Origin of the sequence: Micropruina sp. (assembly GCF_047602085.1) — a bacterium.
Taxonomy (GTDB): Bacteria; Actinomycetota; Actinomycetes; order Propionibacteriales; family Propionibacteriaceae; genus Micropruina.
In genome coordinates, this window is the sequence record NZ_JASGID010000007.1 from 306,148 (window position 1) to 331,303 (window position 25,156).

Below are 25,156 nucleotides of genomic sequence, written 5' to 3' on the forward strand. Positions count from 1 at the left end.
GCGCCCTCGGCATCGCGGTACTCGTGGCGGAAGCCGGGGTGGTACAGGTGGCTACGGGTTTCGCCCTGGGCGCCGAGCGCCGGGCCGACCAGCACCACGGTGTGCTTCCACAGCTTGTACTGCGCCATGGTGGCCGACAACTCGCCCAGATGGCAGCGCAGCATGAGCTCATCGGGCCAACTCACCCGGTAACCGACGATGCACGGCGTCTCGGGCGGGTAGCCGCCGGCCAGCAGTTCGTGTTGCAAAGCCTTGTTGCGCGCCGCCGACAGATACAGCGCCATGGTGGCGCCGTGGGCGGCGAAGCCGCGAACCGTCTCTCGGGGCGGCATGGGGGTACGGCCGCCCTCCAGCCGGGTCAGGATCAAGGTCTGGGAGACCTCGGGAACGGTGATCTCGGCGTCTGCTCGGGCAGCGGCGGCCGAGAAGGCTGACACTCCCGGAATCGTGCGGTGGGCGATGCCGAGCCGCTCGCAGATTCTGCGCTGTTCGGCCGTCGCGCCGTAGATCGACGGGTCACCGGTGTGCACCCGGGCCAGCAGCAACCCTTCGTCCCTGGCCCGCCGGTAGAGCGGTTCGATGCCCTCCAGCGGCAGGCTGGCCGAGTCGATCACCGTGGCGCCCGGCTTGGCGCCGGCGACGATGGCGGCGTCCACGAGGCTGGAGGCCCAGATCACGATGTCGGCCTCGGCGATCACCTGGGCGCCGCGCAGCGTGATCAGATCAGGTGCGCCCGGGCCGGCGCCGACGAACACGACCTCACCGTGGCGTTGCCCCAAGGAGTGTGGCGCACGAGAAGAATCTGGTGGGTTGCTCACAACCGACCCCCCGTCGCGGTGCGGGCCGGGGCGACCAGCAGGGTGGAGAAGTAGGGCGCCGACGTCGCGTCGATCGCATCGAGAGCGACCAGTCGCTGCTCGGGCAGCCCTAGGTCGGTTCCCAGCACGCCAGTGGCTTCCGGACGGCATTGCCGCACCAGGTCGAGCACCGCCGCCAGGTGGCGTCCGCCCTTGTAGGCGACCACGGTGTCGGAATGCTCCAGCGCCTCGGCCAGTTGCTGCAGCCCTGCGGTCACCGGCACCAGGGTGAGCACCTCCTGTGCCTCGACCAGGGGCGTCCGGCTGACGGCGGCCAGCGCCTGCATGGCTGTGATGCCGGGGATCACCTCGACGTGTAGGTCGGGTACCGCTGCGCGAACGTGGTCGGCCAGATACGAGAAGGTCGAATAGACGCTGGGGTCACCCACCGTGGCGAAGGCCACGCTGGCGGCTCCGCCGGCGAAGGCCTGGACGGCCGCGTGGGCGGACGCCTCCCACGACTTGCGCCGTTGGGCGCCGACACCGGCGCGCTGGGACATGCTGAACGGCACCCGCCGCACGCGCGCGGCGACCTCGGGGCAAGCGGACAGCACCACCTGTTCGGCGCGGCCGACCTCACCGGTGCCGGTGTCGGTTTCGGGAACCAGCACGACGTCGGCCGAGCGCAGGGCTGCTGCGCCCTTCACCGTGATCAACTCGGGGTCGCCGGGCCCCACGCCGACGCCGATCAGCGTGGGCGAGTGAATCAGGGCAGGGTGCGTCAAGGGAGCCTCCTCAGGTTTCGCGCCCGATGGGTGTCGCTCGGCGGCAACGAAGAGTTCCTGACTTCCGGATCGCTCCGGTCACAGTGGCGCGACCGCCCCGGAATCACACCGGAGTTCCTCATAATCGTTGCCGCGTCGGTTCTTCAGTCTGGCAGACTCGACGACGCAATGTGGGGCTTCAGCACAATCGGGTGACAAGGTATGACAATCGCCACAGCGGCCGGCCTAGGGCTGGGCTGGCTGGCCGACCAGGCGCTGGGTGACCCGGCGCGCTACCACCCGGTCGCCGGTTTCGGGCGAGTGGCGGACGAGCTCGAACAGCGGGTCTACGCCGACTCGCGCTCGTCCGGCGCAGTCTTCACGAGCACCCTGGTCGGTGCCGCCGCCGGGGCCGGATGGGTGCTGCGATGGGCCTGCCGGGGTCACCCGGTGGCCGAGTGTCTGGCGACCGCCGTGGCCACGTGGGCGGTGCTGGGCGGACGTTCACTGGCCCGCGAGGCGCAGATCATCTCGGACGCGCTCGCGGCCGGCGACCTGGACTCCGCCCGCGCCCGACTGCCGCACCTGGTGAGCCGCGACCCGACCGGACTCGACGCCGACCAGATCGCCCGCGCCACCCTGGAGTCGGTCGCGGAGAACACCTCCGACGCGGTGGTGGCTCCGCTGCTGTGGGGTGCGGTCGCCGGGATTCCCGGGTTGCTCGGCTACCGGGCGGTCAACACGCTCGATGCGATGGTCGGCTACCGCAACCCCCGCTACCGCAACTTCGGCTGGGCTGCCGCCAGGCTCGACGATCTGGCCAATTGGCTGCCCGCCCGGCTCGCCGGCGCGCTGGCCGCCGGCCTGGCCCCGGTGGTGGGCGGCGATCCGGCTGATGCCGCCCACGCGGTCGCCGAACAGGCGCCCGCCCACCCCAGCCCCAACGGTGGCGTGGTCGAGGCGGCCTTCGCCGGGGCGCTCGGGGTCACCCTGGGCGGCACCAACGTCTATGACGGGGTTGCCGAGGACCGCGGCGAACTCGGCACCGGAGCGGCGCCAACCCCGCCCGACCTGGCCCGGGGGGTGCGACTGGCGCACGCTGTCGGGCTCGGTTCGGCGGTGCTGGCGATGGCGATCGCCTGGCGTCGGCGGCGATGACCGTTCTGCTGCTGGGCGGAACCGGGGAGGCCCGCGCCCTGGCCGCGAGGCTGGCCGAGGCGGGGGTGCCGGTGGTCAGTTCGCTGGCGGGGGCGGCCTCACCGGCGGTTTTGCCGGCCGGCCAGGTGCGAGTCGGCGGTTTCGGTGGCGTCGCCGGAATGGTCGACTACCTGCGCACCCACCGGATCGCCCGCGTCGTGGATGCGACGCACCCGTTCGCCGCGCAGATCAGCACGAATGCGGCCGCTGCCTGCCGGCACCAGGGCACCCCGCTGCTGCGCCTGTCACGCCCCAGTTGGCGAACTCGGCCCGACGCATCGGGCTGGCACTGGGTGGCCCGGCTGGCCGATGCCCGGGCCGTCGCGGAAGGTGTGGGGCATCGGGTCTTTCTCAGCGTCGGACGTCAGTCGGCCGCCGTGTTCACCGGCTGGCAGGGCGGCTACGTGCTGCTCCGAGTGGTCGAACCTCCCCAGACCCCGGTGCCCGACGGCTGGGAGGTGCTGGCGGCCCGTGGACCCTTCGACTTCGCCGCCGAACGCGCCCTGTTGCTGAGCCGCCGGATCGACGTTCTGGTCACCAAGGACTCCGGCGGCGACCAGACCGCGGCGAAACTCGACGCAGCAGCCGCACTCGGCATTCCGGTGGTGATCGTGGCCCGTCCGCCTGACCTGCCCGGCGTGCCCATCGTCGACTCGGTCGATGCGGCGTTGCGCTGGGTCACCGGCAGGCACTGAGGGCGGCGACGAAGGCGTCCGGATCGTTTGGCACCTTGACCCGAATCCAGGTGGGGCCCAGGCCCGGGAAAGACTCTCCGCGCCGGACGGCGAAACCGGCCGCGGCCAGGGCTGGACGCACCGACGCCACCCCGCAGGCAGAGGTGTTCACCAGCACGAAGGGCGCGGACGAGGGCAGGCTGGGAAAGCCGGCCGCGGCGAGCCGGCTGGTGAACTCCTGCCGGCCCCGGGCAAGTTCGGCGTAGCGATGCCGGGCCTCGGCGATCGCCCGGTCGCTGCTGGCGGCGATCATCGCGGCCAGGGCGGGGGACGAGACCGACCACGGCGGCTGGGCGTCGGCCAGCCGAGCGACCAGCTTCGGATCGCCCACCACATAGCCGACCCGCAGCCCGGCCAGCCCCCAGGTCTTGCTCAGCGAACGCAGCACCAGCCGGCCGGGCATCGCTGGCTCGATCAGTGACTCGGCCTCGTCGGTGGCGTCCATGAAGGCCTCGTCCACCACCAGCAGCCGATCGCCAGCCGCGGCCAGCAGGTCGGATCGCCGGTGCAGCCGTCCGGTCGGATTGGTCGGGTTGCCGACGAACACCGCATCGGCCCAGGCCGGAAGGTCGGCCAGCGCCGGGGGATCGTCCAGCAACGGCAGCAGCCAGCGCTGGACGGCTACGCCTGCGGTGCGCAGTGCCGCCTCCGGCTCGGTGAACTGAGGGTGCACGACCATCGGATGGGCCGGTGCCAGGGTGCGGGCGATCAGGGTGAACGCCTCGGCGCCGCCGGCGGTGGGGAGCACCATGGCCGGGTCGACGCCGTGCCGGGCGGCGATCGCTCGCCGCGCCTCGCGAGCGTCGGGGTAGGTACCCAGCGGCGGGGTGAGCCGGGCGATCTCCGCAGCCAGCCAGGCGGGCGGCTCGGGCAGCAGCACGTTGACGGCCAGATCGACCAGGCCGGGGGACAGGTCGCGGTCGCCGTGGTGACGCAGGTCGATGCCGTCCGCCCTGGCGGGTGCCGTGCGGTGCTGGTGGGCACCAGGCGTGGCGAATTGCGCGGCAGCCTCGGCGAACCGTTGCGCCAGCCCGGGGTGACCGGCCCAGTGCAGGTGCAGGTACGAGCTGTGCAGGCTCGCGACGCCGGTTTCGCCTGGGTCGCTTGAGAAGCCCTCGGCCTGGCCGTTCCACTGCCAGGCGGGTCGTGGGCCCGCCGAGGGCAGGGTCTGGGTGCGGTGAAACTCGTGGCCGGTGACTTCGGTTCCGGCGGCAGCCAGCAGCGTGTCGCTGGGTGCAGTCGCCACCCGGTAGCCCAGGCTCAGCCGCGGCGTCATGCGGGCCGAGGAGGGCAGCACACCGACCATCGGGTGGCCGTCGAGATGCTCGCCGAGGTAGAGCTGCCCCGCGCATTCGGCGACTGTCGGCAGGCCGTCGCGGATCGCACAGGCCAGTTCGGCTCGCAACGAGGCATTGCCGCTCAGCTCGGCGGCATGCACCTGCGGGAACCCCCCGCCGGCGTAGAGCGCAGCCAGGCCAGCCGGCAGTTCGTTGTCGTGCATCGGGTCGATCGGCAGCACCCGGCAGCCCAACGCCTGCAACAACTCAGTGGTCTCGGCATAGCGAAAGGTGAAGGCTCGTCCGGCCAGCACCCCGACCATCGGCGACCCGACGACCGGCGTGACGACATCGTCGGGCCGCCAGGGCGAGGCGCCCAGGTCGGGTGCCGGCCGCGGCCAGGTCGGCTACGGCGGCCAGGTCGACGTGAGTGGCCAGGTGCTCGGCGAGGGCGTCGATGGTGGCCGACGACTCGTGCCGTTCGGCGGCCGGCACCAGCCCCAGATGCCGCGACGGAGCCACGACCCGGCCAGTGCGGGGCACGATGCCGAGTACCGGCAGCGTGGCCGCCTCGAATACCCGGGCCAATTCGGCGCCATGACGTGCGCTCGCCACCCGGTTCACGATCACCCCGGCCACGTTCAGCCGGCGGTCGAAATCGCGCACCCCGAGTGCCGCGGCGGCGGCGGTGCGCGAGCTGCCGGCAGCGTCGACCACGAGCAGCACCGGCGCGCTGAGCAGCCGGGCAACGTGGGCGGTCGACCCGAACCCGTCGCTGCCCAGCCGGCCGTCGAACAGCCCCATCACGCCTTCGATGATCGCCAGTCGCGCCGGCGTGGGTGAGCCGGTCTGCATGCCGTGGCGGAACAGGGCCGGGACCAACCGTTCGCTGGTGAGCACCGGGTCGAGGTTGCGACCCGGCCGGCCGGTGGCCAGCGCGTGATAGCCGGGGTCGATGAAGTCGGGGCCCACCTTGAACCCGGCAACCTGGTACCCCCGGGCAGTGAAGGCGGCCATCAGGCCGGTGGCGATCGTCGTCTTGCCGGCCGAGGACGCCGCCGCGGCCACCACCAGGCGCGGCAGGGTCACCATTCGATGCCCGCCTGCCCCTTCTGGCCGTCGTCGAAGGGGTGCTTCACCTTGGTCATCTCGGTGACCGTGGTGGCGGCGTCGAGCAACGGTTGCGGCGCCCGGCGTCCGGTGATCACCACATGCTGGGTGCCCGGACGGCCGGCCAACGCCGCCAGTACGTCATCGAGATCCAGCCACTGGTACGACAGGGGGTAGGTGAACTCGTCGAGCACGTAGAAGTCGTGCTGCTGGGCGGCCAGCCGCCGGCGCACCTCCGCCCAGGCCGCCGTCGCCGCCCGTGCCTGCTCCTCACGATCCGACCCCTTGCGGGTGGCCGTCCGGCCGGCCCCGACCGCCTGCCAGCTCACCGGTCCGCCCACCCCACTCTCGCGGTGCAGCCGGTCGAGCCGCTCGAAGACTTCCCGCTCACCGCTGCGCCAATCGGGTGACTTGATGAACTGAAACACCGCGATCGACCAGCCCTGGTGCCAGGCGCGCAACGCCGTGCCGAAGGCGGCGGTGGATTTCCCCTTGCCGTCGCCGGTATTGACGATCAGGGCCGGTTGCCGTCGGCGCTGCCGGGTGGTGAGGGCGTGGCCGCAACCCGGGGTAATGGTCATGGCAGGGATTCTGCCGCATCGAAGCGGCCCACGATCCAGGCTCCCCTAGAGTCGGGCCGTGACCGGACAACTGACCGCTGGCCTGCCCGACGATGCCTTTGCCAGCGACGGGCTGCTCACCAAACGGGTGTTGCGGGCAAGTGCGCTGGCTGCCCTTGCCCCGGTCGGTGACGAGTTGTTGTGGGATCTCGGCGCGGGCACCGGTTCGATCGGCATCGAGTGGTGCCGGCTGTCGCGGGGCAACCGCGCGATCGCGGTGGAGCGCAACGCCGAACGCGCCGAGCGAATTCGGGCGAACGTCGCGAGCCATGCGGTGAACGACCAGGTGCGGATCGTCGAGCGCGACATCGCTGCCGCGCTGGGCGTGCTGCCCGACCCCGATGCGGTATTCGTCGGCGGTGGCGTCGACGAGGCGGTGCTGCGGCATTGCTGGGGTGTGCTGCGTCGTGGGGGCCGCTTGGTCGTGCACTCGGTTACGGCCGACTCCGATGCCGTGCTGCTGGGCGCCTACCGTTCCTGGGGCGGGGAGTTGAGCCGGGTCGCGGTCGAGACCGCCGAACCGATCGGACGGTTCACCGGGTTCCGTCCCGCCCGCACGGTCACCGCCTGGGCGGTCGTGCGGGGCTGAGTGCCCCGGCGCAGCGGGTTTTTCGAAGCGCCTGCGGCGGTCGCCCCGTAGGTCAATAATGGCCGTGCGGGGCGATCCGGAAGTCGGTGAAAATCCGACGCGGTTGCGCCACTGTGAGGGGAATCCCCCGAGTCAGACCCGACCCCCGCAGACCGTTGACGGGCCGCATCAGCTCGGAAGGAGCCCTACCGTGAGTCTTGCCTCTACCGCCTCGGCGAAACCTATCGCCGTCGAACTGCCCACCTTGTCGATCCGCGAATCCTGGCCGTGGATCCTGTTCGCCGCGCTGATCGCGCTGCTGGCGATCTACTTCGTCGGTGCTGAGCAGGGTGCCACCCAGATGGTGGCCGGCAATGCCGTCCATGAGTGGGTGCATGACGCCCGCCACCTGCTCGGCTTCCCCTGCCACTGAGCCCGGAGGGTTTGTTCTGATGACATTGCGGGATTTTCTTGTTCGTGGCCTGCTGGCTGGTCTTGTTGCCGGTCTGGCCGCCTTCGTTGTGGGGTACGTCAGCGGTGAGCCGGCGGTCGCCGCGTCGATCGCGATCGAAGAGTCCGGAGGCAGCCACGACCATGGCACCGCGGCCGACGAGCCAGCGGCCGACGAGCCGGCGGCCGATGAAGAGGCTTCGGGCACCGAGGTGCCCCGGAGCCTCCAGTCCACCCTCGGCTTGGCGACCGGAATGCTGGTGCTCGGCACCGCGCTCGGCGGCCTTGCCGGCATCGGCACTGGCCTGGCCTTCGGCCGGTTCGGGCGCAGGAGTGCCCGGGCCACGTCGATGGCAGTAGTCGGGGTCGGGTTCGTGACGATCTTCTTCGTGCCCTTCCTGATCTACCCGCCCAATCCACCGGCGGTCGGTCACGGGGAGACGATCGGCTATCGGACCGCCCTCTACTTCGGGATGATGGCGATCTCGGCGATCGCGGCCGCGCTCGCTCTCTACTTGGCCCGCCACCTGCTGCCGAGGCTCGGCGCCTGGTACGCCGGGCTGGCGGGCGTCGGCACCTACCTGGTGATCTCGTTGATCGCGCTGGCCGCGATGCCGCGCTACGACGAGGTTCCGGCCGAATTTCCGGCTTCGCTGCTGTACGAGTTCCGGCTTTCCAGCCTGGTCACCCAGGCCGTGCTCTGGGCCGTCATGGGAGTCGTGCTCGGCGAGCTTACACACCGGCTGTCCGTCAGCCGGGTCGCGCCGGTTCGCGAGGCGTCGCTGGCCGGCGTTCGGTAGAGCAGCGTTGGTGGAGCCCGTCGATACCTCGGCTGGGCCGCGTGAGGAGGGATTTCGACAGGGTCGGCCAGCGGTGAAGACACTGGTCGACCCTGTCGAGACAGCGGCTGGGGTGCTGGGGAGGAGATCTGCGATGAAACTGATCCTGGTTGCTCCCGGGCCCGCCGCAACTCACCGGGAAGCGGTCTTCGGGGACGCCGGAGACCCGCTGGGGGGTGTGCCGATCACGATTCGCCCCGAGGGTGCCGTCTACTGCGCACCCGAAGTCGCCTGCCGGGAGGCGGCCGCCCGTACCGGTGCGCTGCCGGTGCCGCTGGCCGGTCTGGCCGGCCCCGATTTCGGCGCCTGGCACGGGCTGGCGCTGCGGCAGGTCATCGAACGTGACCCAGCAGGCTTGCAGGACTGGCTGCATGACCCCACCGCCTGCCCACACGGTGGCGAGTCGCTCGCCACTCACCTGCAGCGAATCGGGTCGGTGCTCGATGCGGGGGAGTGGCCGGTGCGCGGCGCCACGGTGATCGCCTCGGCGCTCACGGTTCGAGCTGCCGGCGTGCACGCGCTGGGCGCTCACGCCGAGTCGCTGCTGCACCTAGACGTCGCCCCCGGCACCATCGCCCGGGTCAGCCTCACCCATGGCACCTGGCGGCTGCAATCGTTGGTGCCGCCCAGCCGCGGCTGAAGGAAGCGCAGATCATCGCGCCCATCGCTGGTTGAGCTTGTCGAAACCCGTTGCCTGGCTGGTTGAGCTTGTCGAAACCCGTTGCCGGAGCATTCATATTCGAGGTCTCGACAAGCTCGACCAGCGAAAATCAGCCAGGGCGAGCAGCCCTTCCACGTCCAGACACGATTGCAGGGCGTCGGCCAGACTGTCCAGCATGTGCTCACGGCGGGCGGCGAACCCGCGGGCGTCGGCAGCGGGTGTCCAGGTGGAACCGACGGTGGTGGCCAGCTCGCTGAGCCAGGCTCGGCGGAACGCGTCGTTCTCAAAGGTGCCGTGCCAGATCGTCCCCCAGGTGTTGCCCTGCCGGACTCCGTCGAGAAAGGGTTCGCCGCCGTCAGCGGTGACCACCCCATGGTGAATCTCGTAGCCCGTCACCGGGTGCCCCCGCCAGCCTCCGCTGGGCCGGGCCAGCACCTTGGCCGCGCCGAAGCTGACCTGCGTCGGCAGCAGCCCGAGCCCGCTGGCCATGCCGGCAGACGACTCCACTGGATCGTCGATGCTGCGGGCGAGCATCTGATAACCGCCGCAGATTCCCAGAATCGGACGACCTGCCGCGGCCCGGGCGACAAGGGCGTCGGCCAGCCCGCGCTCCCGCAGCCAGGCCAGATCGGCCAGCGTCGAGCGGCTGCCCGGCAGTACCACCAGATCGGCCTCAGCCACCTCGGCGACACGTGTCGTCGCCACCACGTCCACTCCGGGTTCGGCGGCGAGGGCGTCCAGGTCGGTGGCGTTCGAGATTCTCGGAAACCTGATCGCGGCGATTCGCAGTGTGCCGGTTCGGCCGGGAATGCGGGGCCAGTTCGCGAACGCCAGAGCGTCCTCACCGTCGAGCCACACCTCGGGCAGCCAGGGCACCACGCCCAGGCAGGGCAGCCCGGTGCGGCGGGTCAGCTCAGCCAGGCCCGGGTGGAGCACCGACTGGTCACCGCGAAATTTGTTGATCAGGTACCCGGCCAGCCGGTCGCGGTCGGGCTCGTCGGCGATCGCCCAATGGCCGTAGATGGAGGCCAGCACGCCGCCGCGGTCGATGTCGCCGCACAGCACCACCGGCAGCCCGAACTGGCGAGCCAGGCCGAAATTCACGTAGTCGCCGGCGCGCAGGTTGATCTCGGCCGGGGAGCCGGCACCCTCGCAGAGCACCAGGTCGTAGCGAGCGGCGAGTTCGGTGTAGGCGGCGAAGGCAGCCTCGGCCAGGTGGGCGCGCCCGGTGGCGTACTGTCCGGCCTCCAGGGTGCCGGCCGGTTCGCCGCGCAGCACGATGAACGATCGCCGATCGGTGCCGGGCTTGAGCAGCACGGGATTCATCGCCGAACTGGGCTCCAGGCCGGCCGCGATGGCCTGCAGGTACTGGGCCCTTCCGATCTCGGAGCCGTCGGAGCAGACCATCGAATTATTCGACATGTTCTGCGCCTTGAACGGGGCCACACGCACGCCGCGGCGATGCAGCAGCCGGCACAGCCCGGCTGTGATCAGCGACTTGCCGGCGTCCGAACTGGTCCCGGCGATCAACAATCCGGTCACGGGCGCTCCCTCCACCGATCGCACTGCTTCTCTTGCTCTGGCCCGATCACAAGCCTGGCCTAGATCACACTTTGCCCGGTACGGGTCGTCCTCACGTGAAACAGTGCAAGAGACGGACGCTCGCCCTACCCCGAAAGGCAGATATGACCATCAGTGCCGGCCCCATCACGCCCCCGGCTGCGGCAATGGCCGCGGCGGCTCGGCAGTTGAGCGACGGCCAGGCCAAGCCGTTGGGCGCACTAGGGCGGCTGGAGGAAATCGGCGCGTGGTTGTCCGGGTGCCAGGGGGTGTGCCCGCCGCGACAGTTGGACGACGTGCGGGTCGTCGTCTTCGCCGGCGACCATGGGGTGGCGGCCGACGGCGTCTCGGCCTATCCGGCCGCGGTCACTCCGGCGATGGTGCGTGGCATCGCCGCCGGGGTCGCCGGGGTGTCGGCGCTGGCCGCGGTGAACCACGTGGCGGTCAGGCTCTACGACCTGGGGGTGGACGCCGACTTTGACGATCTCGACCCGCAGATCACTCGTTTCAAGGTGCGCCGCGGCTCGGGGCGCATCGATGTCGAAGACGCGTTGACCCGCGACGAGGTCGAGGCGGCGCTGGCGGCGGGCGACCGGATCGCCGGCGAAGAGGTCGCCGATGGTGCCCAGTTGCTCATCGCGGGCGACCTCGGCATCGGCAACACCACCGTTGCCGCCACGCTGATCGCCGCGACTCATGGGCTTGCTGCCGGTGCCGTGGTGGGCCGTGGCACCGGCATCGACGACGCGGCGTTGGCTCACAAGACCACCGTCATCGAGGCCGCCCTGGCACGCGCCGCGGGATCGGTCACAGATCCGGTGAGTCGGCTGGCAGCACTCGGCTCGGCCGACATCGCCGCCGCTGTGGGTTTCATGCTCGGCAGCGCTCGTCGGGGCGTGCCGGTGTTGCTGGACGGGCTGATCGCGGTCGCCGAGGCCGCAGTTGCTGCGTCCATCGACCCGGCGATCATTCCGTGGTTGCAGGTCGGTCACCGCTCGACCGAACCGGGCCAGTCCGCCGCGCTGGAACGCCTTGGCCTCGTGCCGCTGCTCGACCTGGGAATGCGGCTCGGCGAAGGCACCGGGGCGCTCGTCGCGGTGCCGATTCTGCGTGCCGCCGTGGCCGGGCTGGTCGACGTCGCTCAGCTCAGGGACCTCCTGTGATCGGTGGCTTGCGGCTCGCGCTGGCCTTCTTGACCGTCATTCCGGTGCCGGTGACGGCGTCCATCGGGCGCCGCCAGGCCAGGGCCGCGATGCTGCTGGGGTGGCTGGCCATTGCGCCGGTCGGGCTGGCTGCTGGGTTGGCCGGCTGGGCCGGGTCGCGGCTGGGGCTGCCGTCGTTGCTCGCGGGCGTCGTCTGCATCGGCGTTCTCGCGCTCGGCACGCGCGCCATTCATCTGGACGGGCTGGCCGACACCGTGGACGGTCTCGGTTCTGGGCCCGACCGCGACAAGGCGCTGCGTGTGATGCGCAGCGGCGACATCGGCCCGATGGGCGCCGCAACCCTCGTGCTCGTGTTGATCGCCCAGGCCACGGGACTGGGCGCTGTGCTCGGGGTGCCGTGGGGGTGGCTTCAGGTGGCCGGGCTGGTGGTCGCCTCGCGTGTGGCGCTGCCGCTCGGCTGCGCCCGCGGTGTGCCGGCCGCCCGCCACGATGGTCTGGGTGCCCTGTTCGCCGGCTCCGTACCCCGTGCCGCGGCCGCAGCGCTGTGGACCGGATCGGCCGTCGCGCTCGGCGGACTAGGTGTGCTCGCCGGCCGGCCGTGGTGGCTGGGTGTGCTGGCCGTCGCGGTGGCTTTGCTGGGCTCGGTGCTGCTATTGCGCCGCTGCATCAGGCGGTTCGGCGGCATCACCGGGGACGTGTTGGGGGCGCTCGTCGAACTCACCTTCACCCTGCTGGTCGTGGTGACCTGCGCCTAGGAAGGCGCTGAGCTTTGGCGGGTCGAGCTTGTCGAGATCTCTGGCGGGGTGCTTTCGGTAGGGGTTTCGACGGGCTCAACCAGCGGTGGGTGTGTTGGTCGAGCTTGTCGAGATCTCTGGCGGGGTGCTCTGGGTAGGGGTTTCGACGGGCTCAACCAGCGGTGGGTGTGTTGGTCGAGCTTGTCGAGACCTGGCATTTCGGCGAGGGTCAACTGAGGGTCAAGGGCCGTCCGGCGATCAGCAGCACAACCTGGTCGCAGGCCGCCGCAACGGCCTGGTTCACCCGCCCCAACTGATCGGCGAAGAGCCGGCCCGAGCGGTGTTCCGAAACCAGGCCCCAGCCCACCTCATTGGTCACCAGCACCACCTGTGGGCAGCGGGCCACGGCCTTGACGAGCCTGCTCACCTCGGTGTCGAAGTCGTTGCCCCAGGCACTGGGGTCGGCGCTCCAGGCCTGCCACGAATCGAGTAGCCGGGTGACCCAAACGCCCAGGCAGTCCACCAAGACCGGCGATTCGGCCGCTGAGATCTCTGTGGCCAGGTCGAGAGTTTCCACGGTGCGCCAACCGGCCGGACGCCGGGCCTGATGTGCGCGCACGCGCGCGGCCCACTCCGGGTCAGCCGCCGGATCAGCCGGAAAGCCCGGGGTCAGGTAGATCGCCGGCGCCGACGCGTCAACCAGTGCCTCGGCGTAGCGCGACTTGCCGCTACGCACTCCACCGGTCACCAGCACACGAGCCACCGCCGAACCATATCTCGCCCCGGGCGAGTCTCGCGGTGATCGGTGACAACAGGTGGGGCCGTGCTGGAGGCTGCCGCCCGCCAGGGCCACCCGCTCGACCAGCGGGCAGCCCGATCAGTGGGTGTCTTCGGCCTCGATCTCGGACCGGTCGCCCGACCACACCGTGTGGAAGGTGCCCGGCTTGTCGATCCGCCGGTAGGTGTGCGAACCGAAGAAGTCCCGCAGGCCCTGGGTGAGTGCGGCGTTGGTCCGGTCGGCACGCACCAGGTCGTAGTAGGACAGCGCCGAGCTGAAACCGGGAATCGGTACGCCGGCCTCGGTCGCCCGGGCCACCACCCGGCGCCAGGCGCCGTTGCTGGACGCGAGCTCGGCACTGATCGACGGCGCCTCCAACAGGGTCTCCAGGTTGCCGGCCGCGTACTCGTTGGAGATGCGGTCGAGCAGCTTCGCCCGGATGATGCAGCCCGCGCGCCAGATCCGGGCGCAGGCGGCCACGTCGATGTCCCAGCCGTACTCTTCGCCGCCGACCTTGATCAGGTGCAAGCCCTGGGCGTAGGCGATCACCTTGGCGCACCACAGCGCCTGGCGGACGTCGGCGACGAACGCCTCCCGGTCGTCCACCGTGATGGTGCCGTCGGGGCCCTGCAGCGCAGCCCGGGCTGCGGCCCGCAGTGACGCGCTGCCGGACGCGGCGCGGGCGAACACAGCCTCGGCGATCGCGGCGGCAGGCACGCCCAGATCGAGCGAGGACTGGACCGTCCAGGTGCCGGTGCCCTTCATGCCCGCGGCGTCCACGATGACATCGACCAGCGGCTTGCCGGTCGTGGCGTCCACCTGGCGCAGCACCTCGGCGGTGATCTCGATCAGGTACGAGTCAAGGTCGCCGGTGTTCCATTGGGCAAAGACGTCGGCCGCCTCGGCGGCGGACAGGCCGGCGGCTTTGAGCAGGTCGTAGGCCTCGCCGATGAACTGCATGTCGGCGTACTCGATGCCGTTGTGGATCATCTTCACGAAGTGGCCGGCGCCGTCCTGGCCGATCCAGGTGCAGCACGGCTCGCCGTCGTACTGGGCGGAGATCTTCTCCAGGATCGGGCCGATGTGGGCGTAGGAGTCCTTCGGGCCGCCCGGCATCATCGCCGGGCCGAGCAGTGCGCCGGTCTCGCCGCCGGAGATGCCGCAGCCGATGAAGTTGAAGCCCAACTCGGCGATCCGCTTCTCGCGCCGACGGGTGTCGGGGAAGTGGGTGTTGCCGCCGTCGACGATGATGTCGCCCTGGTCGAGGTGGGGCAGCAGCGAGTCGATGGTGGCATCTGTGGCCGGGCCGGCCTTGACCATGATCAGGATGCGGCGTGGCTTCTCCAGCGAATCCACGAAATCCTCGACGGTCTCGGAGGCGATGAAGTTCGCCTCGGGATGTGCCGCCACGACCGCCTGGGTCTTGGCGTAGGTGCGGTTGAAGACGGCGGTCGTGAAGCCCTTGCTGGCGAAGTTGCGCGCCAGGTTCGACCCCATCACAGCCATGCCCACCACGCCGATTTGTGCACTGCCCGTCTTGTCGCTCATCTGCCACCTCATTGTCGAAGAACTGCCGCGTCGATCATGTCAAAGTCGGGACGGGTTTGGGGGCCATGACCCGGCGTGATGGACAAAACCCGGCCGTCGAGGCCGTCCGCGGGTCACCATCGTGGCCGTCGGCACACGCATGCGCCCCCGATCGGCCGGTTGCCTGCCCCGGGTCGTCTGCCGCTATGGCTCATTCGTCGCCGCGGGCACCGGTGCGACGCACCGCGGCGGGCAGCAGGCTGATCTTCATCCAGATCTTGTTCGACAGGTTGGTGGTGAGCTCTTCGATGCCGGCGATGGTGGCCAGGGTGGTGCGGTCGTCGGTGTGCTCGCCGAACAGGGCCGCCGTCTTGCCCACCATCGACAGCAATTCGGAGCAGTAGTCGAGGTAGTTGGCCAGTTCGATCGCGGTCAGGCCCAGCGGCACAGTGGCGGTGGTGCTGGAGAAATCGGAGCGCAGTCGCTCGGGGTCTTTGGTCAGCTGGTGCATGTCGACAACATGGGCCAGCGAGCGCAGCCGTTGCAGCGTGGCCAGATCGCCATGCCTTTGCAACCGGTCGGGCAATGCCCACAGAAAGTACACCGCGATGCCGGCGTACACCGCGTCGTTGACCAGCGACTCGAACACGCCCAGCCAACCCCAGCCGTGGGCTTCGCCGTCGGCGGAGGACTGGAACGCGATCAGGGCGAGGGCCACGAACAGGCCGATGATCACCAGTGCGATGCCCAATCGGCAGGCCAGTTCCAGCCACCGCCGCCGGTCGCGCCAGACGTCCTGCCGCGCTCTCAGATGGTCGATCACCTCGATCAGTTGGCCGGGCAGCCGAGTCAGGTTGCGCGCCGGAAAACGCGTCTTGATCCGGGCGTCCAACCGCACCACGGTGGCCCGCACCGACCCCGCGTCGAGATGCTGCGGATTGGTGGGTACGGTCGGGTCGAACACGCGGGCAACAGTAGTGACCCGACCGTCCCTCGACCACCGGCCAGGCGGTGGGCAACCAACGGCACGCCGTGCTACCGGACGGCAGCCATGCCATAGGCTCGGTGATCTCACCGATGAAAGGCAGGCGACGTGGCCCGTCGACTCTCCCGCCCCCAGGACGGGCGTCCGACGCCTCCGGTGCGCATCGTCCACCTGGGGCTGGGCAACTTCTTCCGGGCCCATCAGGCCTGGTATACCGACCGGGCCCCGGACGCCGACCAGTGGGGCATCGCGGCCTTCGCCGGCCGCTCGATGGGGATTGCTGCCGAATTGCAGCGGCAGCACAACCTCTACACGCTGGTCAGCGTCGGGCCCGAGGGTAACGAGTACCGAGTGATCGGTTCGCTGGCGGCCACCCACAGCGGAACCGATGTCGCCGCCCTGCTCGGCTACTGTGCCGACCCGCAGGTGAGCATCGTCACGATCACGATCACCGAGGCCGGCTACCGGCGCACCGAGCGCGGGGGACTCGACACCGCCAACCCCGACGTCGCCGCTGACCTGGCCGCGGTCGCGGCCGGCACCATTCAGGCGGTGCGCACGGCACCGGGCAAGCTGGTGGCGGGCCTGATCGCCCGGCGCAACGCCGGGGCCAGCCCGATCACCCTGGTCTGTTGCGACAACGTGCCCGACAACGGCGCCATGTTGGAGCGGGTGCTGCGCGAGTTCGCGGACCAGGCCGTCCCCGACCTGTCGGACTACCTGACCGACCAGGTGGGCTTCATCACCACCATGGTCGACCGCATCACTCCGCGGGCCACCGATGCCACCCGCCAGGCGGTGCTGGACCAGCAGGGCGTCGACGATCCGGCCGCCATCGCCACCGAGCCGTTCAGCGAATGGGTGCTCGAAGGCAGGTTCACCTCGCCGCACCCCGACTGGGCCGGCGCCGGTGCCACGTTGGTCGACGACGTGGTGCCGCACGAACTGCGCAAGCTGTGGTTGCTCAATGGCGCCCACTCGCTGCTCGCCTACGCGGCCACGATCAAGGGGCACCAGACGGTTGCGCAGGCGATCGCCGACCCGGTGGTGCGGGGCTGGGTGAACGAGTGGTGGGATGTAGCGCAACGTCAACTGCCACTGGACGAGCATGTCGTGGCCGACTATCGGGCCGCCCTGCTGCAGCGGTTCGGCAACCCCCGGATGCGCGACCAGCTCAGCCGGATCGCAGCCGACGGGTCGCAGAAGCTCCCGATTCGCATCGTGCCGGCCCTGCTCGCCGACCGGAAGGCCGGCCACAGCCCACTGGGTGCCGAACGTGCGATCGCCGCCTGGACGCTGCATCTGCGCGGCCGGGGCGCCCCGGTCAACGACGCCCGGGCCGACAAGGTTGCCGAGTTGGGCAACGGCTCGCTGCAGCAGTCGGTCGGCAAGGTGTGCGAGTTTCTCGAGATCGACGACCGGGATTCGAAGGCCAGCATCCTGGCCCTGGCTCAGCAGTTGGGAGGCTGATATGACAGTGGCGCCGTCCGATGCCCGGGTGGTGATCGGTCTTGATGTGGGCACCACCGCCGCCAAGGTGTCGGCCTTCGCCCTGGGCGGCGGCTGGCGTGCCAGCGTGGCGAACGAGTACCCGTTGCAGCAGCCGCAGCCGGGGTGGGAGGTGCAAGACCCGGACGCCATGTGGCGGGCCCTGCGCGAGGGTCTGGCCGAGGTGGCCGAGGCCTGTGGCGAGGCCGAACTGATCGGCATCGGGGTCTCCACCGCGATGCACGGGCTGATCGGGCTGGACGCCGACCACCGTCCGCTCACCCCGCTGCTGACCTGGGCCGATTCGCGGGCGGCCGACCAGGCAATGCGGTTGCGTGACACCGAGCTGGGCCGGCGGCTGCACCGAACCTCGGGCACCCCGGTGCATTCGATGTCGCTGCTGACCAAGCTGCTTTGGTTCGGCGAGCACGAACCCGAGCTGCTGCGCAGCGCTCGCTGGTGGGTGGGGTTGAAGGACTTCATCCTGTTCCAGCTCACCGGTGAACTGGTGACCGAGGTGTCGAACGCGTCCGGTACCGGGTTGCTCGACCTCCAGACGCTGGACTGGAACCCGGAGGCTCTCGAACTGGTCGGGCTGACGGCCGACCGGCTGCCGCCGGTTAGGCCCACGACGGAGTCTTTGCCCTTGTCGCGGGCGCTGGCCGACCAGGTGGGGTTGCCGGCCGGTTTGCCGGTGGTGCTGGGCGCGGGCGACGGGCCGCTGGGCAACCTCGGCGTGGGCGCACTGGAGCCGGGTGTGGTGGGGCTCTCGCTGGGCACCTCCGGCGCGGTGCGGATGATCACTGACCGGCCCTACGTCGACGAGGCCGGAAATTGTTCTGCTACAACCTGGCCGAGGGAGCGTGGGTGATCGGCGGGGCGGTCAGCAACGGCGGCATCGTGGCGCGCTGGGGCCGTGACGTTTTCGGGGTGGACTTCGCCGCCGAGACCGGTGGCAACCCCGACGGCATGCTGCTCGACCTGGCGCGCGAGGTGCCGATCGGCTGCGACGGCCTGGTCATGCTGCCGTTTCTGATGGCCGAGCGAGCACCGCTGTGGAACCCGACCATTCCGGGCGGGTACCTGGGGGTGCGTCGCGGCCACGGGCGGGAGCATTTCGTGCGGGCGGCGGTCGAAGGGGTGGCGCTGATGCTGGCCACGATCGTGGGTGAACTGGGCAAAGTGACGCCGGTGCGGCAGATCAGGGCGACCGGCGGGGTGTTCCGCTCCACGGTGTGGCGTGACGTGCTGGTGGCTGCGTTGGGGCGTCCACTGGTGGTCACCGACGGTGCCGAGGGCACCGCACTGGGGGCGTCCGCCCTCGCTCTGTACGGGTTGGGCGAGGCCGGATCGTTGCGCGACGCGCTGATCGCGCTCGGTGCCGACCCCGATGCCGGCACGGACGAGTTGGTGCCCGACCCCGACGAGGTGGCCGCCTACCGTGCCGTCCGTGCCCAGATCCCTGCCCTGCTAGCCCGCTACGACGAGGTCCGAACCCTGTTCAGTTGATCCGCCGCTGGTCGAGCTTGTCGAGACGGGAGTGGCGCTGGTCGAGCTTGTCGAGACCGTTCCTGGGGGATTTCGCCTGCCCTGATCCACCGCTGGTCGAGCTTGTCGAGACCCCCGCTCAGTCGTTGCGCGGGCGTCCAGTTCGGCCCCGAGCCAACTCCGGAAGGTCGCGGAACCGCCCCTCGATGAGTGCGATGCGCTTGGCCCGTCCCCAACCTTGGATCTGCTTCTCCAACTGGAATGCCTCACCGACGCTGTCGCAGTCAGGCGTCCAGACCAGTTCGACTGGCCGACGACCCGGACGTCGGGTGTACGCGGCGCCGAGGCCGCGCTGGTGTTGCTCGAGGCGAAGATCCACGTCCGTGGTGCTGCCGACGTAGAACGAGCCGTCGGCGCACTGGAGGATGTAAACGCTAGCCATGCCGTCAGTGTGTGCCACTGCCGCCAAGAGTGTTCATCTCCGGCGGATGGGTCTCGACAAGCTCGACCGGCGGTGGGGGTTTGGGTCTCGACAAGCTCGACCGGCGATGGAAGCTCGACCGGCGGTGGAAACTCGACCGGTGTCAGCGGCGGTGGGTGATCCGTCCGGCCCAGATCGTCGCGACGATCGGGTCGGGCAGGTCGCGGCCGTGGTAGGGGTTGTTGCGCGACTTGGAGGCGGAGTCGTCGCGGTCGACCACCGCCCGGGCAGACGGGTCGACCAGCACCAGGTTGGCCGGCTCCCCGACGGCGATCGGACGGCCCTGCGTGGCTGAGCGGGTCAGGGCCGCCGGCGCCGCCGACATGCTCCGCACCACGCCGGGCCAGTCGAGACGTCCGGAGTTCACCATGGTTTCGATTACTACGGCCAAGGCCTGCTCGAGGCCGAGCATGCCGGGCAACGCGATGTCGAAGGGGTGGTCCTTGTCCTGCCGGGCGTGCGGGGCGTGGTCGGTGCCGACCATGTCGATGGTGCCGTCGGCCAGGCCGGCCCGGACGGCCTCGATGTGCTCGTCGGTACGCAACGGCGGGTTCACCTTGAAGGTGGTGTCGTAACGCTCGACCTCGCGGGTGCCCAGGTAGAGGTGGTGCGGGGTCACTTCGGCGGTCACGTTCACCCCGCGGGCCTTGGCCCAGCGGATCACCTCGACACCCTCGGCGGTGGAGACGTGACACACGTGCAGCCGTCCGCCCGAGAGCTGAGCCAGCTCCACGTCGCGGGCGATGATCGCCGACTCGGCCTGCGCGGGCCAGCCGGGCAGGCCGAGCCGTCCGGAGATCTCGGATTCGTGGCAGCAGGCGCCGGGGCCGGCCAGCCGGGTGTCTTGGGCGTGCTGGGCGATCACCGCGTCGAAAGTCTTGGCGTAGGTCAGGGCCCGGCGCATCACCAGCGAGTCCATCACACATTTGCCGTCGTCGGAAAACATTCGGACGCCGGCCGCCGAGCGATGCATCAAGCCCATCTCGGACAGCTCTGCACCAGCCAGGCCCTTGGTCACTGAGCCGACCACGATCACCTCAGCGCTGGCGGTGCGTCCGGCCAGCGCGGCCAGGTGCTCGGCGGCCTCGGCGGAGTCGGTGACCGGGTCGAGGTTCGCCATCGCGTGCACCGCGGTGTACCCGCCGCGGGCGGCCGCCAGCGTGCCGGTGGCAACGGTCTCGGCGTCCTCGCGTCCGGGCTCACGCAGATGGGTGTGCGAGTCGACCAGGCCGGGCAGTGCGAGCAGGCCGTCGGCGCCGATGTGTTCGGCATCGTGCACCTCGGACGGCGCCACGAAACGCCCGGCCGAGACCCCCAGGTCGGCGGTCGAGCCGTCGGCGAACTGAGCCCCGGTGATCAGCAGGTCTCTCATTCGGAGCTTCCTCCCAGCAGGTGGTAGAGCACGCTCATCCGCACCGAGACGCCGGCGGTGACCTGCTCGAGAATCAGCGAGTTGGCGGCATCGGCGGCCTCGGAACTGATCTCGAGCCCACGGTTCATCGGGCCGGGGTGACAGATCGCCGCGCCGGGCTTCAGCCGGGCCAGCCGTTCGGGGGTGAGCCCGTACAGCTCGGTGTACTCGCGTGCCGTGGGGAAGAACCCGCCCTGCATGCGTTCACGCTGCACCCGCAGCATCATCACCACGTCGGCCGCGCCGACCACCTCGTCGAAGTCGCTGGTCACCGCTACCCCCCACTGTTCGACCCCGGTCGGCAGCAGGGTCGGGGGAGCGACCAGGGTGACCTGCGAGCCGAGCGTGCGCTGCAGCAGCACGTTGCTGCGCACCACCCGGCTGTGCAGCAGATCGCCGACGATCGCGATCCGTTTGCCGGCGAAGGCATCCTCGCCGCCTTCGCCGAAGTGACGGCGCATCGCGAAGGCGTCGAGCAGGGCCTGGGTGGGGTGCTCGTGGGTGCCGTCGCCGGCGTTCACCACGTGGGCGCGCACCCAGCCGGCCGCCTGCGCCACCGCGCCCGACGACCCGTGCCTGATCACGAAGCAGTCGGTGCCCATGGCGTCCAGGGTCAGCATGGTGTCGCGCAGCGACTCGCCCTTCGACGTCGACGACCCCTTGGCCGAGATGTTGATGGTGTCGGCCGACATCCACTTGCCGGCCATCTCAAAGCTGGTCCGGGTTCGGGTGGAGTCCTCGAAGAACATGTTGATCACGGTGCGGCCGCGCAGCGTGGGCAGTTTCTTGATCTGCCGTTGCTGAATGGTGTGCATCTCGTCGGCCACGTCGAGTATCGCGCTGGCCTCGGCCAGGCTCAGGTCTCCGGCGCTCAGCAGGTGTCGCATCAGGCCTCCGTCAGGCTGATCGTGACGGCGTCGCCGTCGTCGATCTCGGTCAGGCGGACGTTCACCCGCGCCTCGGCCGGCACCGGCAACTGGCGGCCCACATGATCGGCCTGAATCGGCAGTTGGCGGTACCCGCGGTCGATCAGCACGGCGAGTTGGACGGTCCGGGGGCGTCCGACCTCTTTCAGGGCGTCCAGGGCAGCGGCGATGCTGCGTCCGGTGAACAGCACATCGTCGACCAGCACGACGGTCTGGTCGTCGAGCGACCGGGGGATCGCTGTGCGTCCGACGGCTCGGGTGGGCTGGCTGCGCAGGTCGTCGCGGTACATGGTGATGTCGAGTTCGCCGACCGCGACCGTGGCGCCCTCGATGCTGCGAATCTGATCGGCCAGCCGCCGGGCCAGCAGCACCCCGCGGGTGGGAATGCCCAACAACATCAGACCCTCGCCGCCCGCATTGGCTTCGACGATCTGGTGTGCCATCCGGGCGATGGCGCGGGCGATCTGATGGCCGTCCCACACGACACGGGCGGTGGTGTTGGTCACGCGAAAGCTCCTAGCAGGTCTTCGGCAACCCCCACCCGCACCGGCGGAGGGTCGCCTCAGGACCGCAATCTAGCGCCGGTCGTCATGGCCGCGCCAACCGGGTGACCAGGGTGAGGGTTTGCGGCGTCGACACGTGACCGGAGCGGACCCTCCCAGTACTGTGTGCGCATGACTGGACTGATCCCGCTCGAGACCCAGACGCTGCCGGGCTGGGAATCGGCCGCCAACCCGTCCGCGATCGAGGTACTGACCCTGCTGCTCGGCGTTCCTGCCTCGATCTTCGCGGTGATTCTGCTGCTCGGCCTGGCGCCGACCTGGTTCGGCAAAGGCCGCGGGTAAGCATCGACCCACCGATCTGCGGCTCCTGCGCTTCGCTAAGGAGGCGCCGATGTTTCGCGGGTCGAGCTTGTCGAGACTTCAGACGACGTGCTCTCGCTAGGGGTCTCGACACGCTCGACCGACGCTCAGCCCTGATCAATGCGCACCACCTGCGGTGGTCGTGCTGATCAGCGTTCGGTCGTCTTCTGGCAGCGCAGCGCACGCTGCAGGTCGTCGCGCCGCTCGCTCACCATGCGCCGCACCGAGTCGTTGAGTTCGGTGCTGGCCATCCAGTCGTCGATGCGCTGCACCAGTGTCTGGTCGCCGAACGGTCGCGGGAACAGCAGTTCGCCCACATTGCGGCGAATCGCCAGTGACCGGTGACCCCAGCCGTGGCGTTGCGCGGCGATGTCGCCCATCACCTCGAACCATGCGTCGACGTACGGCTTCAGTTCGGCCTCTTGGTCGAACTGCCAGAAGTTCAGACAGAGCTGGGTGTGCGTCTCATTGGGCACCGACGGATCGTCGATGATCCGTCGCCATGCGGCCGCCTTCGCCTCCGAGTCCGGCCGTGCCGCCCGGGCGCCGGCCGCCTTCTCGGCACCGGTGGCAGTGTGGTCGCGAGCCAGTTCAGCGTCGATGCCGGCATCGTCCAGCCCGCCGAGCCGGGCCAGATGGGTGACGAACCGCCAGCGCAGGTCGGCATCGACCACCAGCCCGGACGGCACCTCTTCCCCGGCCAGCCAGGCCCGTAGCAACTCAGCCCCTTGCGGTGTGGTGAGTGACAGTGCCAGGGCCCGGACGATAGCCAGTTGATGGTCCGAGCCGGGTTCGGCCTGCTTGAGCAGCCGGGCCAGCCCCGCCGTCCAGCGACCCGACACCTCGGCGCGTCGCTGCCGGGGCGTGTAGTGGCGCACGGCGCTCTCGGCCTGGTTCAACACCGCGGTCACCGCGGTGAGGTCGGTTTCGATCGCCACCCCGCGCACCACCAGATCGACGTAGTCGGATGCGCTCAACTGGGCGTCGCGGCACATGTCCCAGGTCGCGCCCCACAGCAGGGCACGGGCCACCGGGTCGCGAAAGTCCTGAATGTGCTCGACCACGGCGTCCAGCCCACGATCGACGCGGATCTTGGCATACGACAGGTCGCCGTCGTTGAGCAGCACCACCAACGGTGCCGGCACGCCCACCAGGGCGGGCACGTCGGTGCGTTCGCCGTCGATGTCGAGCTCGATCTGGTGCACTCGTTCGATGCCGTCATCGTCGGCCTGGTAGCAGCCGATGCCGATCCGGTGCCGGCGCAGCGTCGGCCACTGCTCGGCAGCCTGCTGCACCACGGCGAAGCGGGTGAACCTGCCGTCGGCGCCGATCTCGTAGTCGCTGGTCAGCGTGTTCACCCCGGCCGTCTGCAGCCACTGACCGGTGAAGAACGACAGGTCGCGACCCGAGGACTCCTCGAGTGCCCGCAGTAGGTCGGCCAGCGTGGTGTTGCCCCAGGCGTGCCGGGCGAAGTAGGTGCGTACCCCGGCCAGGAACGGCTCCAGGCCGACAAAGGCGACCAGTTGCCGCAGCGCCGAAGCCCCCTTGGCGTAGGTGATGCCGTCGAAGTTCAGCTCGACCGCCTGCAGGTCGACCATGTCGGCGGCGATCGGGTGGGTGGAGGGCAACTGGTCCTGCCGGTAGGCCCACGTCTTGCGCTGGTTGCAGAACGTCGCCCACGGGTCGGTGCCGCCGTGCACCTGGCGAATCTCGTCCTGGGCGAAGTGGGACGCCCATTCGGCGAACGACTCGTTCAGCCACAGATCGTCCCACCAGGTCATGGTGACCAGGTCGCCGAACCACATGTGGGCCAGCTCGTGCAGGATCGTGTTATCGCGGGATTCGTAGGCGGCGGCCGTCACCCGCGAGCGGTACAGGTACTCGTCGCGAATGGTCACGCAACCGGCGTTCTCCATCGCCCCGGCGTTGAACTCGGGCACGAAGACCTGGGCGTAGTCGGTGAACGGGTACGCCTCGCCGAAGTGCTGTTCGAACACCTCGAAGCCGCGCCGGGTGGTTTCGAACAGCCGGTCGGCGTCCAGATGGGGTGCCATCGACACCCGGCAGCTCAACGAGAACGGGATGTCGGCCTCGCGGCCGCGGAAGCCGGAGCGAACGGTGTGGTATTCGCCGGCGATCAAGGCCGTGATGTAGGTCGACACCGGCGGGGTGGGAGCGAACTGCCAGCGGCCCAGCGCGCCCGCCACCAAGGGCTCAACCTCAGGCGAGTTCGACAGCACCGTCCAGTGGGCGGGGGCGATCACCGCGAACTCGAAGGTCGCCTTCAGGTTGGGCTGGTCGAAGCAGGCGTAGACCCGTCGGGCGTCGGCGACCTCGAGCTGGGTGTAGCAGTACACCCGATCGTCGACCGGGTCGACGAACCGGTGCAGGCCCTCGCCGGTGTTGCTGTAGCGGCACACGGCTGTGACGGCCAGCACGTGCTCGCCCTCGGTCAGCTCGAGCAGCAGCCGTTCACCGTCGTAGGCCGACGTGTCGAGCGCCCGGTCGTCGAGCGTGGCCTGGATGATCGACTCCGCGATCAGGTCGACGAAGCTGCTGCCCGCCCCTGAGCTGAAGGTGACCGTCGAGGTCGACGTGAAGGTGGTCGGCGATCCGGTCAGGTCGACGGTGACGTGGTAGCTGCGGGTCTGCAGCAGTTCCGCGCGGGCGCGAGCCTCAGCACGGGTGATATTGGCCGGATACATGTTCCTCCCGTAACGGTATCGGTTCCGCCC

25 protein-coding genes, 1 pseudogene and 2 riboswitches are annotated in these 25,156 nt (G+C 70.0%); of the genes and pseudogenes, 12 read left to right on the plus strand and 14 right to left on the minus strand.

Annotated features, from left to right (window positions below; translation table 11 throughout):
• Positions 1-7 precede the first annotated feature (7 nt).
• Positions 8-818 (minus strand): annotated as a pseudogene (gene cobM, locus QM721_RS13930) (precorrin-4 C(11)-methyltransferase); the annotation flags it as partial.
• A complete protein-coding gene (cobI, locus tag QM721_RS13935) occupies positions 815-1,582 on the minus strand; it encodes a precorrin-2 C(20)-methyltransferase (protein ID WP_415123447.1) in 768 nt (255 codons plus the stop codon). The gene cobI and the pseudogene cobM, both read right to left, overlap by 4 nt.
• Positions 1,583-1,612: 30 nt before the next feature.
• Positions 1,613-1,742: riboswitch (cobalamin riboswitch) on the minus strand.
• A gap of 41 nt (positions 1,743-1,783) precedes the next feature.
• Here cobI and QM721_RS13940 point away from each other — a divergent pair.
• Both QM721_RS13940 and QM721_RS13945 read left to right on the plus strand, forming a co-directional pair.
• Positions 1,784-2,719, plus strand: a complete 936-nt coding sequence (locus QM721_RS13940; RefSeq protein WP_415123009.1) for a cobalamin biosynthesis protein — start codon at positions 1,784-1,786, stop codon at positions 2,717-2,719.
• Positions 2,716-3,453 (plus strand): cobalt-precorrin-6A reductase, encoded by a 738-nt coding sequence (locus QM721_RS13945; protein WP_415123011.1) that lies wholly within the window; start codon positions 2,716-2,718, stop codon positions 3,451-3,453. Before QM721_RS13940 ends, QM721_RS13945 begins: the two co-directional genes overlap by 4 nt.
• On the opposite strand, the gene cobC is transcribed toward QM721_RS13945, so the two are convergent.
• Genes cobC through cobO form a run of 3 tightly spaced genes read right to left on the minus strand, consistent with a single transcriptional unit; the run spans position 3,437 to position 6,460 of the window.
• Positions 3,437-5,092 carry an Rv2231c family pyridoxal phosphate-dependent protein CobC gene (gene cobC / locus QM721_RS13950; protein ID WP_415123013.1) on the minus strand — a complete coding sequence of 552 codons (1,656 nt, stop codon included), beginning with the start codon at positions 5,090-5,092 and terminating at the stop codon, positions 3,437-3,439. The two genes, QM721_RS13945 and cobC, sit on opposite strands and share 17 nt — an antisense overlap.
• The gene (locus tag QM721_RS13955) at positions 5,037-5,858 is read right to left on the minus strand and encodes a cobyrinate a,c-diamide synthase (RefSeq protein ID WP_415123015.1); all 822 of its coding nucleotides are present in this window, start codon (positions 5,856-5,858) and stop codon (positions 5,037-5,039) included. Before QM721_RS13955 ends, cobC begins: the two co-directional genes overlap by 56 nt.
• Positions 5,855-6,460 carry a cob(I)yrinic acid a,c-diamide adenosyltransferase gene (gene cobO / locus QM721_RS13960; protein ID WP_415123017.1) on the minus strand — a complete coding sequence of 202 codons (606 nt, stop codon included), beginning with the start codon at positions 6,458-6,460 and terminating at the stop codon, positions 5,855-5,857. The genes QM721_RS13955 and cobO overlap by 4 nt, the downstream gene beginning before the upstream one ends.
• A gap of 58 nt (positions 6,461-6,518) precedes the next feature.
• Here cobO and cbiT point away from each other — a divergent pair, with 58 nt between their 5' ends.
• The 4 genes from cbiT (at position 6,519) to QM721_RS13980 (ending at position 8,996) form a co-directional block, all read left to right on the plus strand.
• Positions 6,519-7,088, plus strand: a complete 570-nt coding sequence (gene cbiT / locus QM721_RS13965) for a precorrin-6Y C5,15-methyltransferase (decarboxylating) subunit CbiT (protein ID WP_415123019.1) — start codon at positions 6,519-6,521, stop codon at positions 7,086-7,088.
• Between the two features lie 21 nt (positions 7,089-7,109).
• A riboswitch (cobalamin riboswitch) is annotated at positions 7,110-7,249 on the plus strand.
• Between the two features lie 29 nt (positions 7,250-7,278).
• Positions 7,279-7,500: a CbtB domain-containing protein gene (locus tag QM721_RS13970; protein WP_415123021.1), complete on the plus strand. Its 222-nt coding sequence runs from the start codon at positions 7,279-7,281 to the stop codon at positions 7,498-7,500.
• A 19-nt stretch (positions 7,501-7,519) separates the two neighbouring features.
• Positions 7,520-8,317, plus strand: a complete 798-nt coding sequence (locus QM721_RS13975; protein ID WP_415123024.1) for a CbtA family protein — start codon at positions 7,520-7,522, stop codon at positions 8,315-8,317.
• A gap of 133 nt (positions 8,318-8,450) precedes the next feature.
• The gene (locus QM721_RS13980; protein WP_415123028.1) at positions 8,451-8,996 is read left to right on the plus strand and encodes a histidine phosphatase family protein; all 546 of its coding nucleotides are present in this window, start codon (positions 8,451-8,453) and stop codon (positions 8,994-8,996) included.
• Between the two features lie 93 nt (positions 8,997-9,089).
• On the opposite strand, the gene QM721_RS13985 is transcribed toward QM721_RS13980, so the two are convergent.
• The gene (locus QM721_RS13985; RefSeq protein ID WP_415123030.1) at positions 9,090-10,559 is read right to left on the minus strand and encodes a cobyric acid synthase; all 1,470 of its coding nucleotides are present in this window, start codon (positions 10,557-10,559) and stop codon (positions 9,090-9,092) included.
• A 143-nt stretch (positions 10,560-10,702) separates the two neighbouring features.
• Here QM721_RS13985 and cobT point away from each other — a divergent pair, with 143 nt between their 5' ends.
• Together cobT and QM721_RS13995 are read left to right on the plus strand one after the other, a co-directional pair.
• Complete coding sequence (gene cobT, locus QM721_RS13990) at positions 10,703-11,740, plus strand: nicotinate-nucleotide--dimethylbenzimidazole phosphoribosyltransferase (RefSeq protein WP_415123032.1); 1,038 nt, start codon at positions 10,703-10,705, stop codon at positions 11,738-11,740.
• Positions 11,737-12,495, plus strand: coding sequence for an adenosylcobinamide-GDP ribazoletransferase (locus QM721_RS13995; RefSeq protein ID WP_415123034.1), 759 nt, complete (start codon positions 11,737-11,739; stop codon positions 12,493-12,495). Before cobT ends, QM721_RS13995 begins: the two co-directional genes overlap by 4 nt.
• A 208-nt stretch (positions 12,496-12,703) precedes the next feature.
• Here QM721_RS13995 and cobU read toward each other — a convergent pair whose 3' ends face one another.
• The 3 genes from cobU to QM721_RS14010 form a co-directional block, all read right to left on the minus strand.
• Complete coding sequence (cobU, locus tag QM721_RS14000; protein WP_415123036.1) at positions 12,704-13,237, minus strand: bifunctional adenosylcobinamide kinase/adenosylcobinamide-phosphate guanylyltransferase; 534 nt, start codon at positions 13,235-13,237, stop codon at positions 12,704-12,706.
• A 114-nt stretch (positions 13,238-13,351) separates the two neighbouring features.
• Positions 13,352-14,800 (minus strand): NADP-dependent phosphogluconate dehydrogenase, encoded by a 1,449-nt coding sequence (gene gndA / locus QM721_RS14005; protein ID WP_415123038.1) that lies wholly within the window; start codon positions 14,798-14,800, stop codon positions 13,352-13,354.
• A gap of 190 nt (positions 14,801-14,990) precedes the next feature.
• Positions 14,991-15,743 (minus strand): hypothetical protein, encoded by a 753-nt coding sequence (locus tag QM721_RS14010; RefSeq protein ID WP_415123040.1) that lies wholly within the window; start codon positions 15,741-15,743, stop codon positions 14,991-14,993.
• Positions 15,744-15,872: 129 nt separating this feature from the next.
• Between QM721_RS14010 and QM721_RS14015 the strand changes: the two genes are divergently transcribed.
• Genes QM721_RS14015 through QM721_RS14025 form a run of 3 tightly spaced genes read left to right on the plus strand, consistent with a single transcriptional unit; the run spans position 15,873 to position 18,761 of the window.
• Positions 15,873-17,234, plus strand: a complete 1,362-nt coding sequence (locus QM721_RS14015; protein WP_415123042.1) for a mannitol dehydrogenase family protein — start codon at positions 15,873-15,875, stop codon at positions 17,232-17,234.
• 1 nt (position 17,235) lies between these two features.
• Positions 17,236-18,123: an FGGY family carbohydrate kinase gene (locus QM721_RS14020; RefSeq protein ID WP_415123044.1), complete on the plus strand. Its 888-nt coding sequence runs from the start codon at positions 17,236-17,238 to the stop codon at positions 18,121-18,123.
• The gene (locus QM721_RS14025; protein WP_415123046.1) at positions 18,120-18,761 is read left to right on the plus strand and encodes an FGGY-family carbohydrate kinase; all 642 of its coding nucleotides are present in this window, start codon (positions 18,120-18,122) and stop codon (positions 18,759-18,761) included. Before QM721_RS14020 ends, QM721_RS14025 begins: the two co-directional genes overlap by 4 nt.
• 118 nt (positions 18,762-18,879) lie before the next feature.
• Here QM721_RS14025 and QM721_RS14030 read toward each other — a convergent pair whose 3' ends face one another.
• From QM721_RS14030 to pyrR, 4 genes are all read right to left on the minus strand, one after another.
• Positions 18,880-19,182 carry a GIY-YIG nuclease family protein gene (locus QM721_RS14030; protein WP_415123048.1) on the minus strand — a complete coding sequence of 101 codons (303 nt, stop codon included), beginning with the start codon at positions 19,180-19,182 and terminating at the stop codon, positions 18,880-18,882.
• 142 nt (positions 19,183-19,324) lie between these two features.
• Positions 19,325-20,593, minus strand: a complete 1,269-nt coding sequence (locus QM721_RS14035) for a dihydroorotase (protein WP_415123050.1) — start codon at positions 20,591-20,593, stop codon at positions 19,325-19,327.
• Positions 20,590-21,519: an aspartate carbamoyltransferase catalytic subunit gene (locus QM721_RS14040; RefSeq protein ID WP_415123052.1), complete on the minus strand. Its 930-nt coding sequence runs from the start codon at positions 21,517-21,519 to the stop codon at positions 20,590-20,592. Before QM721_RS14040 ends, QM721_RS14035 begins: the two co-directional genes overlap by 4 nt.
• Positions 21,519-22,064 carry a bifunctional pyr operon transcriptional regulator/uracil phosphoribosyltransferase PyrR gene (pyrR, locus tag QM721_RS14045; RefSeq protein ID WP_415123054.1) on the minus strand — a complete coding sequence of 182 codons (546 nt, stop codon included), beginning with the start codon at positions 22,062-22,064 and terminating at the stop codon, positions 21,519-21,521. Before pyrR ends, QM721_RS14040 begins: the two co-directional genes overlap by 1 nt.
• A 168-nt stretch (positions 22,065-22,232) precedes the next feature.
• Between pyrR and QM721_RS14050 the strand changes: the two genes are divergently transcribed.
• Complete coding sequence (locus QM721_RS14050; RefSeq protein WP_415123056.1) at positions 22,233-22,403, plus strand: hypothetical protein; 171 nt, start codon at positions 22,233-22,235, stop codon at positions 22,401-22,403.
• Positions 22,404-22,570: 167 nt separating this feature from the next.
• Here the strand turns inward: QM721_RS14050 and pepN are convergent, their stop codons facing one another.
• On the minus strand, positions 22,571-25,126 hold the full coding sequence (pepN, locus tag QM721_RS14055; protein WP_415123058.1) for an aminopeptidase N: 2,556 nt from the start codon (positions 25,124-25,126) through the stop codon (positions 22,571-22,573).
• Positions 25,127-25,156 lie beyond the last annotated feature (30 nt).

What these genes read in the sequence shown, in the direction of transcription:
- gndA (WP_415123038.1), bottom strand. Translation starts at nt 14,800, where the DNA reads ATGAGCGACAAGACGGGCAGTGCACAAATCGGCGTGGTGGGCATGGCT.
- QM721_RS13980 (WP_415123028.1), top strand. Translation starts at nt 8,451, where the DNA reads ATGAAACTGATCCTGGTTGCTCCCGGGCCCGCCGCAACTCACCGGGAA.
- QM721_RS14035 (WP_415123050.1), bottom strand. Translation starts at nt 20,593, where the DNA reads ATGAGAGACCTGCTGATCACCGGGGCTCAGTTCGCCGACGGCTCGACC.
- cobC (WP_415123013.1), bottom strand. Translation starts at nt 5,092, where the DNA reads ATGGTCGGGGTGCTGGCCGGACGAGCCTTCACCTTTCGCTATGCCGAG.
- QM721_RS14020 (WP_415123044.1), top strand. Translation starts at nt 17,236, where the DNA reads ATGACAGTGGCGCCGTCCGATGCCCGGGTGGTGATCGGTCTTGATGTG.
- QM721_RS13975 (WP_415123024.1), top strand. Translation starts at nt 7,520, where the DNA reads ATGACATTGCGGGATTTTCTTGTTCGTGGCCTGCTGGCTGGTCTTGTT.
- pepN (WP_415123058.1), bottom strand. Translation starts at nt 25,126, where the DNA reads ATGTATCCGGCCAATATCACCCGTGCTGAGGCTCGCGCCCGCGCGGAA.
- QM721_RS14050 (WP_415123056.1), top strand. Translation starts at nt 22,233, where the DNA reads ATGACTGGACTGATCCCGCTCGAGACCCAGACGCTGCCGGGCTGGGAA.
- cobT (WP_415123032.1), top strand. Translation starts at nt 10,703, where the DNA reads ATGACCATCAGTGCCGGCCCCATCACGCCCCCGGCTGCGGCAATGGCC.
- cobO (WP_415123017.1), bottom strand. Translation starts at nt 6,460, where the DNA reads ATGACCATTACCCCGGGTTGCGGCCACGCCCTCACCACCCGGCAGCGC.
- QM721_RS14030 (WP_415123048.1), bottom strand. Translation starts at nt 19,182, where the DNA reads ATGGCTAGCGTTTACATCCTCCAGTGCGCCGACGGCTCGTTCTACGTC.
- QM721_RS13945 (WP_415123011.1), top strand. Translation starts at nt 2,716, where the DNA reads ATGACCGTTCTGCTGCTGGGCGGAACCGGGGAGGCCCGCGCCCTGGCC.
- QM721_RS13940 (WP_415123009.1), top strand. Translation starts at nt 1,784, where the DNA reads ATGACAATCGCCACAGCGGCCGGCCTAGGGCTGGGCTGGCTGGCCGAC.
- QM721_RS14040 (WP_415123052.1), bottom strand. Translation starts at nt 21,519, where the DNA reads ATGCGACACCTGCTGAGCGCCGGAGACCTGAGCCTGGCCGAGGCCAGC.